Here is a 9,639-nt window from a genome sequence, read left to right as displayed (position 1 = left end):
TGGTGCGCCCGGAGAGATTCGAACTCCCGACCGCCTGGTTCGTAGCCAGGTACTCTATCCAACTGAGCTACGGGCGCATTTACATCGAATTTTCATTACTGATACCGACGGCGAAATCGATACCCTGTTGATGGTGCGCCCGGAGAGATTCGAACTCCCGACCGCCTGGTTCGTAGCCAGGTACTCTATCCAACTGAGCTACGGGCGCGTCAACAGGAGCGGAATTATGCGGATCGGCGTCGCATTCGTCAACGGTTTTTGTGAAGGTCTTCATTCAAATGAATGAAAAAGGCGCTCCACCACGGCTTCCGGCGTTTTCATCCAGGCGAAGTGATCGGCACGCATGCCCAGCGCCTGCGCACTCAACACGCTGAGCTGCGCACGCATGCCGGGCATCTTGGCCAGCAGGGCCTGCATCGAGGAAGGCGGGGCCAGCCAGTCGTGATCCATCACCACGGCAGTGGCCTGGCCCTGCAGGGTGCGCATGCCGGCCTCCAGATCGGTCGCCATGCCCACCGCCGCATAGTGGTTGTTGAGGCCCACGCGTGACCAGTCGCGGATCAGGCCGCGCGCTTCCGTGCCGCCGAAGCCGAGCTTCTTGCCGTGCAGGACCCCTTGGCGCTGGGCCAGCCAGGGCAGGAAGCGGTACACCAGCGGCAGCGCCCAGCCACGCGGGGCGGGGAAGGTGCGCCAGTACGGCGTGCCGCTGGCGACCAGCCACACCCGTGCGAAGCGCTGCGGGTGCAACCCGGCGAAGCAGCAGGCCAGCTGACCGCCGAGGCTGTGGCCGCCGATGATCAGGGGCGTTACCGCGTCTTCGGGCATCTGGGCCAGGCTGGCCGGCAGGTCGTGTTCGAGGATCTCGCGATACCCCCAATCCTGCGTGCGCGACGGCCGCAGGCTGCTGCTGCCGTTGCCGCGCCACTCATGCAGGTACACCGCGATGCCACGCGCCGCGAGCGCATCGGCGTAGGGCAGGTAGTGGCGCGCGGCCACGCCCAGCGCCGGCAACCACAGCAGGCGTGCGCGTGGCTGCGTCGGCACGCGTGCCAGCAGTTCGAAGCGATGGCCATCGCCGGTCTGCACGGGCAGGGGGGAGGCGTCGATCATGCCGGGCGTGCCGCGCCGAAGTGGTCGATCACCAGCACCTCGCTGCGGCCCGGGTAGTAACCGCTCTGCAGCCCCCGCGCGACGTAGTCGATGGCCGCTTCGCAGGCGTTCGGCAACGACAACCCCTGGCACAGCTGCGCGGCGATCGCCGAGGCCAACGTGCAGCCGGTGCCGTGCGCATCCACCGGCAACCGGGCGTGGATGAACTCGTCGCGGGTGACGCCGTCGAAGTAGCGATCGATCACGCGGCTGCCTTCATCCAGATGGCCGCCCTTGAGCAGTACCGCGCCGGCACCCAGCTCGAGCAGCGCGTCGGCGGCATCTTCGGCGTCTTCGGCGGTGACGATGCGGCGGCCGAGCAGCAGCTCGGCTTCCGGCGTGTTGGGCGTGAGCAGCGTGGCCAGTGGAACCAGGCGCGTGCGCATCGCCTCCAGGGCGGCGTCTTCAAGCAGTTTGGCACCGCTGGTGGCGACCATCACTGGATCCAGCACGACGTGCGGCGGGCGGTGCTTTTCCAGCGCATCGGCCACCAGGCCGATCACCTCGGCATTGGCGAGCATGCCCAGCTTCACTGCATGGATATCGAAATCGGCGAAGCAGGCGTCGATCTGCGCCTGCAGGAACTCCAGTGGCGGCACGTGCACGGCGGTGACGCCGCGGGTGTTCTGTGCGGTCAGCGCGGCAATCGCCGAAAGGCCATGTACGCGATGGGCGGCGAAGGCCTTCAGGTCGGCCTGGATGCCTGCGCCACCGCCGGAATCGGAGCCGGCGATGGTCAGGGCGGAAACGGGGCTGGAAGGCGTCATGCCTCGATTGTGCAATGTTTGCCGCCGTATTGCTGCCGCGCCGTCAGCGCGCCCGCAGCAGCGCCCACTGCCGGTACAGCACGTAGCCCAGCCCGGTGCCGCCGGTCAGCAGGGCAGGCGCCAGCAGCGCGTCGTAACCGAAGCGCAGGAACAACCCGGCGCCGATCACGCCGCCGGCCAGGAAACCGCTGACGATCAGGCCGCTCAGGGTCAGCCGCCGGATCGGCAGTGGCAGGCCGCGCAGCAGGTGACCCAGGCCGATGCCCAGGTCGGTGAACATGCCGCTGAGATGGGTGGTGCGCACCACCGCCCCGCTGAACGTGGTCGCCATCGCGTTCTGCAGGCCGCAGGCCATCGCCGCCGCGAGCGCGCCCCAGATCTGCTGCTGTTTGAACAAGGGGATCGCGATCAGCAGCAACAGCGATTCCAGCGCCAGCACCACGCCATAGCGGCGGCCCAGCTGCAGGCCGCTGTCCTGGATGATCACGCCGCTGAGCGTGGCACCCACGCAGAAGGCGATCAGCAGTCCCCACAGATGCCCGACCACGCGCCAGTCGCGCTGGGCCAGCGCCATGCCGAGCTGGCTGGTGGTGCCGGTCATGTGGCTGACCGCCTGGTGCTCGAAGCCGAGGAAGCCGACCACGTTGACCATTCCGGCCACGCAGGACAGCGCGATCGCGCCGATCCAGACCCAGGTGGGCAGCCGGATGCTCATCCGGCGCGTGTGGTGGGGGTCACGGCACGATCAACGGCCCGCAGGCGGGCCGTTGAACTGCACATCGGAGAAACTGCCGCTGGCCGGATCGAATACCGCGCCCCAGAACTGCGCGCCGCCATCGCAGACCCGGATCGCATCGCGCGCCGGGTCGATATCGGCATCGTCGGGCAGATGGAAGGCGTTGAGATAGATCAGCTGGCGGCCGTCCATTTCGATGCCCACGTATTGGCGATCGAAATCGGCCGCCTTGGGCACCTGCGCCTCCAGCGACGGCAACTGGGCTTCCAGCTGTTCGACCTGTTGGCGGCTGGGGGCCCAGTAGCCGGTGACGCGCCCCGGCTCGCGGCCGGGGCTGGAGCGTGAGCAGGTATCCAGGACCTGGGCGGCGACGACCGGTCGCGTCACCACCCAGGACTGGCCGGTCTTGACTGCGGTCGGGACGCTGGCGCCCGGCCGTGTATTGGCAGGCGTGCAGGCGGCCGCCAGCGCAGCAAGCGCCAGCGGCAGGACCGCACGGGACAGGAAACGGCTCACAACACCTCCGAAGCGTAATCGGCCAGGCGCGAACGCTCGCCACGGCGCAGCGTGATGTGCGCGCTGTGCGGCCAGTTCTTGAAGCGGTCCACCGCGTAGGTCAGGCCCGAGGTGGTCTCGGTCAGGTACGGGGTATCGATCTGTTCCACGTTGCCCAGGCAGACGATCTTGGTGCCGGGGCCGGCACGGGTGATCAGGGTCTTCATCTGCTTGGGAGTGAGGTTCTGCGCTTCATCCAGGATCAGATAACGCGACAGGAACGTGCGGCCACGCATGAAGTTCAGCGAGCGGATCTTGATCCGGCTGGCGATCAGGTCGTTGGTCGCCGCACGGCCCCACGCGCCGCCTTCCTGGGTATGCGTGAGCACTTCCAGGTTGTCGGTCAGCGCGCCCATCCACGGCGTCATCTTTTCTTCCTCGGTACCGGGCAGGAAGCCGATGTCCTCGCCGACGCTGACCGTGGCGCGGGTCATGATGATCTCGCGGTAGCGCTGCTGGTCCATGGTCTGGGCCAGGCCGGCGGCCAGCGCGAGCAGCGTCTTGCCGGTACCGGCGGTGCCGAGCAGGGTGACGAAATCGATCTCCGGGTCCATCAGCGCGTTGAGGGCGAAGTTCTGCTCGCGGTTGCGCGCGCTGATGCCCCACACCGCGTGGCTGCCGTGGCGGAAATCGTTGACCAGCGACAGCGTGATCTTCTCACCGTCTACCTTGGCCACGCGCAGTTCGACTTCATCGTCGCCCGGCAGGTAGGCGTACTGGTTGGGATGCCAGTTCTCGTCTTCGCTGGCGATGATTTCGTAACTGGTGCGTCCCTTGTCGCTCCAGCTGCGCAGGTTGTCGGTGTGCTTCTTCCAGAAGTCTTCCGGCAGCTCGGTGGCACCGGTGTAGAGCAGGCTGAAATCGTCGAGCGCGCGGTCGTTTTCGTAGTCTTCGGAGACGATGCCGGCAATGGCCGCCTTGATCCGCAGGTTGATGTCCTTGGAAACGAACACCACCGGAATCTCCGGGACCTGCTCCTTCAGGGCCAGGATCGCGCCGAGGATGGCGTTGTCCGGGATGACCGCGCCGAAGCTCTTGCCGGCGTCGAAGTGGCTGGTCTGGAAGCGCAGCAGGCCCACGCTCTGCTTGCCGCGCAGCTGCAGCCCGTTCGGGCGCTGCAGTGGAATGCCGTCGGCCAGGTTCTCCAGGCCCGAAGCCTGCACCAGTTCATTGAGGAAACGGCTGACCTGGCGCGCGTTGCGGCTGGCCTCGGTGGTGCCCTTCTTGCCGTTGTCCAGCTCTTCGATCACCTGCATCGGCAGGTAGACATCATGCTCCTCGAACTTGAACAGCGCGGTCGGATCGTGCATGAGCACGTTGGTATCCAGTACGTAGATGCGCTTGCCTCGGGTCATCGTCAATTCCTGGTGGCAGAACAGGGACAAGCCATCACGACCTGCGGGGCAGGGTGATGGCCATTGGGGGTGCCGGGGTGGTCACTGGGTTTTCGCGGCCTTCAGGGCTTCAAGGACGGTGTCTGCGTGGCCGGCCACTTTGACCTTGCGCCACGCCTGCACGATACGACTGTCCGGCGAAATGAGGAAGGTGCTGCGCTCGATGCCGCGCACCTGCTTACCGTACATGTTCTTCAGCTTGATCACGTCGAACGCGGTGCACAGCGCTTCATCGCCATCGCTGATGAGCGGGAAGGCGAAGCCCTGCTTGGCGCAGAAGTTGTCGTGGGATTTGACCGAATCGCGGGAAACGCCGAACACGCGGGCGCCGGCCTGGGTGAACTGCGGGAGCAGTGCGTTGAAATCGATGCCCTCGGTGGTGCAGCCCGGGGTGCTGTCCTTGGGGTAGAAGTACAGTACCAGCCACTGGCCGGCCAGATCGCCGAGGGTGGTGGTCTCGCCGCCGGACAAGGCCAGCGGCAGTGCGAGGGTGGTGCTGTCCAGGGTGTCGCCGTCGTTCATGGGTTCCTTTCCGGATCCTGGGGTAGATCTACTACAACTGCATGAAACCCCGCGCGCCCGTGACGAGCGCGCGAAACATCAGAACTTCATCGGGTCCATGATCGCATCGAGGTTGAGGTGATCGCAGAACTCGAGGAAATCATCGCGCAGCGCGGCGATGTGCATGTTGGCCGGCACACCGATCGTGACCTGCGCGGAGAACATTTCCGCACCGGTCTGCATCGCGCGGTAACGCGTGCTCTGCAGGTTTTCGATGGTGATGCCCTGGCGGTCGAAGAAATCGGCCAGCTGGAACAGGATCCCCGGCTTGTCGGCGGCGATCACTTCCACGATGTAGGGCAGCAGGTTGGACTGGGCCTGCTTGGCACCGGTGCGGTACCAGACCAGCTTCAGGCCTTCCTCACGCTCCAGCCGGGTCAGCATTGCCTCCAGCTTGGCCACCGAGTCCCACGAGCCGGTGGCCAGGGCGGTGACGGAGACGTCGCGGCCGACCGTGGCCAGGCGGGCGTCGACCAGATTGCAGCCACTGTCGGCGATACGCCGGGTCACAGGCAGCAGGGGGGACTCCGGATGCGTCGTATAGGCGTTGATCAGGAGGTGGTTTTCGGTCGGCGCAGGCCGCGGCGTGGTGTCGGTCAAGATGGTTCCGGGTGATGCAAGGTGAGTCTGAACGGCCGGACGACGGCACGTTCGCCGGAGTCCAGCATACTTGCCCGCGCTTTCGACCCGCAAGTAACATGCAACGTACATCTGGCCGGCGTTTACGCAGGCACGGTGCCCCCTTTCTTCCGAGCACGATGTCCTTGTCCCTTTCCGGTCTCATCACCGCGCTGGCGACGCCCTTCCAGGCGAACGGCGCATTGGATCCCGACGGTTGGCAGCGCTTGCTGCATCTGCAACTGGAGGGTGGTGTTCACGGGGTGGTGGTGGCCGGTTCGACCGGTGAAGCCGCGGCCCTGTCCGACGACGAATACGACCAGTTGCTGCGCAGTGCGGTCAAAACCGTCGCCGGGCGCATCCCGGTATTGGCCGGCACCGGCCTGTCCGGGACGGCCAAAACGATCGAGCAGACCCGCCGGGCGGCCGCCAATGGCGCCACGCACGCGCTGGTGGTGACCCCGCCGTACGTGCGCCCCACCCAGGAAGGCCTGATAGCGCATTACCGCGCGGTGGCCGACCAGGGCGGCCTGCCGGTCATCCTGTACAACGTGCCCGGCCGCACCGGCTGCGACATGCTGCCCGCGACCGTGGCCGAGCTGGCCAGCCACCCGAACATCGTCGGCATCAAGGAAGCGGTGGGCGATATCGGCCGCGTGCATGGCCTGCTGGCCCTGCGTTCGCCGGATTTCGCCATCCTCAGTGGTGACGACGGCACGGCCGCGCGCTCGATCCTGTCCGGCGTGGACGGCCTGATCTCGGTCGGTTCCAACGCCTTGCCGGGTGCCTACCGGCGGATGTGCGACCTGGCAGCGGCCGGTGAGCGCGAGGCGACCGAGTCGTGGGATGCCCGTCTGGAGCCCTTCCATGAATTCTGCGGCGTGGAGTCCAACCCGATCCCGGTGAAGGACCTGCTGCGCCGGATCGGCATTGGTGACGGCCTGCGCCTGCCGCTGCTGCCCCTGTCCGCGGCCCACCACGCCGCTGCCGAACACCTGGCCACCGATATCGGTGCGCTGGAAGCACTATCCAACCACTGATCACAGTGGTCACCCAGGAGATTCCCATGCGTCAATCCGTTTCCGCCATCCGCGTGCTGTCCTTCGCGATCCTGGCTACCGCCACCCTCGTCGGCACCACCGGTTGCTTCAAGCGCGGTGCCAAGGGCGACTACGCCCTGGCCCCGGAAGTGCGTCCGCTGGAAGTGCCGCCGGATCTGAACGTCCCGGCCGGCCAGGCCGCTGCCACCGCCGCCACCAGCTCCACGCTGGCCTCGCAGTCTGCGCGTCCGGCGCCGTCCTCGACCCAGGCACCGGCCAACAATGCCGGGTTCACCGTGCCGGGCACCAAGGAAGAGGTGTTCGCCAAGGTCGGCACCGCGCTGGAGTCCGTTGAAGGCGTGAAGATCGCCAGCAAGGCACAGCTGCTGGGTTCCTATGACGTGGCCTTCGAAGGCAGCGACTTCCTGGTCCGCGTGGTGGCCGTCGATGCCGGCGCCTATGTGTCGGCCGTGGATCCGCGTGGCCTGCCGGCGACCGCCGCCGCACCGACCAAGCTGCTGGGTGAGCTGAAGGCGAAGCTGGCTCCGTAAAAGCGCCAGCGGCCGGCACTACCGAAGCTGCGGGTCGGAGAAACGAAAAGGGCGCCCTCGGCGCCCTTTTTGTTGCCGCCAGCGCCGGAAGGCTCAGCGTTCCAGCAGCTTCAGCTTGTCCGGCTTGCCGTCCCATTCGCCGGCGTCGGCGGGCGGGTCCTTGCGCACGGTGAGCACCGGCCAGGCCTGGGCCAGTTCGGCGTTCAGGGCGACGAACACTTCCTGCCCGGCGGGCACGTCGTCTTCGGGGAAGATCGCGTTGACCGGGCACTCCGGTTCGCACAGGGTGCAGTCGATGCACTCATCCGGGTCGATCACCAGGAAGTTGGGGCCTTCGTGGAAGCAATCCACGGGGCACACTTCCACGCAATCGGTGTGTTTGCACTTGATGCAGTTTTCAGTGACGACGAAAGGCATGGGGAAATCCGGCGTTAAGCCGACCAATTCTAGAACAGGTTGTGCCTGAATGCTGGGGCCGCGCGCTCAGCCGAGCAGGCCGCGCTGCCGCGCAAGACGGTACAGGCCCCGCGCCGCAAGGCTTTCAGGCGCATCGACGGGGGGCCTGCCGAGCACCTTCAGCGCGTGGGCATAGCGCGTGGTCAGCGTGGTACTGCCCACCAGGTGCACCTCGGCCCCGGGCGCGGCCAGGTCGCGGATTTCATGGCCGAGCAACAGGCCGGAGAGATAGGAGGGGGCGGCCGAAGGCGCGAGACGCTCGAACAGGCCCAACGCACGCACGCCGAACAGGTGGTGCAGCAGGCCACCGGCATCGCCGCTGCGCTGCACGCCTTGGGCGAAGGCGATGGCGTCGAAACCATCGCCGTCGTCCATCAGGCGGCCGAGCAGGCTGTGCTGGCGCAGCAGCGCGAACACCTCGCCGGTCATGGCGGTCGCAAAACCGGTGACCGCCCCATCGTGCAGCGTTGCCCACTTGCTGTGCGTACCAGGCAGGCAGACATGGGCGTGGCCTGCGCGGCTGTCCAGGCCGAATAATTGGGTTTCTTCGCCGCGCATCACATCCGGCGTCCCGCCCGCGCCCTGGACGGCCACGCCAGGCACGAACCAGAGATCACGGCCAGGCAGCCGTGCATCGTGGTGCAACTGCAGTGCTGCGGCGAGATCGGCCAGTCCGGCCGGGCAGGGCAGATAGGCCTGCTCGATCCAGCCATTGCGGCTGCCGATCATCCCGCTGAGCAGGATCGTGCTGTCCGGCCAGCCATCGACCAGCCCGGCCAGCACGTCGGCGTAGTTGCCATCGCAGTGCAGTATTCCGCGCGCACTGGCGCGCTGCTCAAGGGTGGCGCCGTGCTGGTCCAGCCGGTAGCCGCGCAGGCTGCTGCTGCCCCAGTCAACGGCGATCATCTGCGGATCCGGCTCTCGGGCAGGCCAGGCTGCGCCTGGCGCGCGGCGAACAGGCTGCCGGCGTGCGTGCTTGCGGCCAATTCCTCCGGCGTGTGGTCCAGCCGCGAGCTGATCACGTACAAGGTACGCAGGTCATTGCCGCCGAAAGCCACGCAGGTGGGGTGTTTGACCGGCACCGGCTGGACCTGCAGCAGAGTGCCATCGGGTGCATAGCAGCTGACCTGGCGCGCGCGCCATTGCGCGTTCCAGACCCGTCCGGCCGCATCGACGGCCGAGCCATCCGGTTCGGCCGCCGTATCGGCCAGGGCGGTGAATTCGCGCACGTTGCGGGTGCTGGCCTGCTCGGGGTCGTAATCGCAGGCCATGATCCGCGGCGATACCGAGTCGCACCAGTACATCGTGCGGCCATCCAGGCTGAAGCTGATCGCGTTGGAAATCACGATGCCCGGCAGCGGCAGCTCGCGCAGGCCGTGGCGGGTGGAGTACTGGTAGAAGCGGCCATCGGCAGCGCGCTCGGGGTGCTCGTTCATGGTGCCGAACACGAAATTGCCGTGACGATCGGCGCGGCCATCATTGCTGCGGGTATAGGGCTTGTAGGGCTCCACATCGGCAAGCCACTGCAGGGGCAGGGTGTCGTCGGTGGCGCTGGCAAGATCTGCGCGGTGCAGCGAGCTGACCAACGCCACCAGCAAGGTGCCGTCGTCGAACAGGCCGATGCAGCCGGGGCGGTCAGGCAGCACCCAGTAGCGGCGGGTGCCGCGCGCGGGGTGGTGCTCCCACAGCCGGCGCTCGGCGATGTCGATCCACAACACGCTCTGCCGCTGTTCGCACCAGAGCACGCCTTCGCCATGGGTGCAGCGGCTGTCCACCACCAGCGTGGCCGGGGCCAGCTCAACGCTCATCGCC

12 protein-coding genes and 2 tRNA genes are annotated in these 9,639 nt (G+C 67.0%); 2 read left to right on the top strand and 12 right to left on the bottom strand.

The genetic code is table 11. The features are described 5' to 3' along the window. The 9 genes from PV764_RS03420 to PV764_RS03380 all read right to left on the bottom strand — a co-directional run bounded on the left by PV764_RS03420 (position 1) and on the right by PV764_RS03380 (position 5,762). Positions 1-77, bottom strand: a tRNA-Arg gene (locus PV764_RS03420). Between the two features lie 54 nt (positions 78-131). Further along, positions 132-208 (bottom strand) — tRNA-Arg (locus PV764_RS03415). A 62-nt stretch (positions 209-270) separates the two neighbouring features. Continuing rightward, entirely contained in the window at positions 271-1,110 is an 840-nt protein-coding gene (locus PV764_RS03410) for an alpha/beta fold hydrolase (RefSeq protein ID WP_421116181.1), read from the bottom strand. After that, on the bottom strand, positions 1,107-1,916 hold the full coding sequence (thiD, locus tag PV764_RS03405) for a bifunctional hydroxymethylpyrimidine kinase/phosphomethylpyrimidine kinase (protein WP_019183302.1): 810 nt from the start codon (positions 1,914-1,916) through the stop codon (positions 1,107-1,109). Before thiD ends, PV764_RS03410 begins: the two co-directional genes overlap by 4 nt. A gap of 43 nt (positions 1,917-1,959) precedes the next feature. Continuing rightward, positions 1,960-2,631, bottom strand: coding sequence for a YoaK family protein (locus PV764_RS03400; protein WP_019183301.1), 672 nt, complete (start codon positions 2,629-2,631; stop codon positions 1,960-1,962). Between the two features lie 30 nt (positions 2,632-2,661). Next, a complete protein-coding gene (locus PV764_RS03395) occupies positions 2,662-3,168 on the bottom strand; it encodes a hypothetical protein (protein WP_019183300.1) in 507 nt (168 codons plus the stop codon). Then, positions 3,165-4,562: a PhoH family protein gene (locus PV764_RS03390; RefSeq protein WP_019183299.1), complete on the bottom strand. Its 1,398-nt coding sequence runs from the start codon at positions 4,560-4,562 to the stop codon at positions 3,165-3,167. Before PV764_RS03390 ends, PV764_RS03395 begins: the two co-directional genes overlap by 4 nt. Positions 4,563-4,643: 81 nt before the next feature. Continuing rightward, positions 4,644-5,123 carry a peroxiredoxin gene (locus PV764_RS03385; RefSeq protein WP_019183298.1) on the bottom strand — a complete coding sequence of 160 codons (480 nt, stop codon included), beginning with the start codon at positions 5,121-5,123 and terminating at the stop codon, positions 4,644-4,646. A gap of 78 nt (positions 5,124-5,201) precedes the next feature. Beyond that, entirely contained in the window at positions 5,202-5,762 is a 561-nt protein-coding gene (locus tag PV764_RS03380) for a glycine cleavage system protein R (protein ID WP_019183297.1), read from the bottom strand. 164 nt (positions 5,763-5,926) lie between these two features. On the opposite strand from PV764_RS03380, the gene dapA reads away from it, so the two are divergent. Beyond that, positions 5,927-6,820 (top strand): 4-hydroxy-tetrahydrodipicolinate synthase, encoded by an 894-nt coding sequence (dapA, locus tag PV764_RS03375; RefSeq protein WP_343312368.1) that lies wholly within the window; start codon positions 5,927-5,929, stop codon positions 6,818-6,820. A gap of 26 nt (positions 6,821-6,846) precedes the next feature. Further along, positions 6,847-7,371: a hypothetical protein gene (locus PV764_RS03370; RefSeq protein WP_019183295.1), complete on the top strand. Its 525-nt coding sequence runs from the start codon at positions 6,847-6,849 to the stop codon at positions 7,369-7,371. A gap of 93 nt (positions 7,372-7,464) precedes the next feature. On the opposite strand, the gene fdxA is transcribed toward PV764_RS03370, so the two are convergent. From fdxA to PV764_RS03355, 3 genes are all read right to left on the bottom strand, one after another. Beyond that, complete coding sequence (gene fdxA / locus PV764_RS03365; RefSeq protein ID WP_019183294.1) at positions 7,465-7,788, bottom strand: ferredoxin FdxA; 324 nt, start codon at positions 7,786-7,788, stop codon at positions 7,465-7,467. A gap of 66 nt (positions 7,789-7,854) precedes the next feature. Continuing rightward, complete coding sequence (locus tag PV764_RS03360; protein ID WP_421116180.1) at positions 7,855-8,733, bottom strand: 2-dehydro-3-deoxygalactonokinase; 879 nt, start codon at positions 8,731-8,733, stop codon at positions 7,855-7,857. After that, on the bottom strand, positions 8,730-9,635 hold the full coding sequence (locus PV764_RS03355; RefSeq protein ID WP_421116179.1) for an SMP-30/gluconolactonase/LRE family protein: 906 nt from the start codon (positions 9,633-9,635) through the stop codon (positions 8,730-8,732). Before PV764_RS03355 ends, PV764_RS03360 begins: the two co-directional genes overlap by 4 nt. Between the last annotated feature and the right edge of the window lie 4 nt (positions 9,636-9,639).

The sequence above is a fragment of the Stenotrophomonas sp. AS1 genome (assembly GCF_048957655.1).
In the GTDB taxonomy this organism is placed as follows: Bacteria; Pseudomonadota; Gammaproteobacteria; order Xanthomonadales; family Xanthomonadaceae; genus Stenotrophomonas; species Stenotrophomonas bentonitica_A.
The sequence above is the reverse complement of the archived record's forward strand: the minus strand, read 5'-3'. Positions and strand labels throughout refer to the sequence as shown.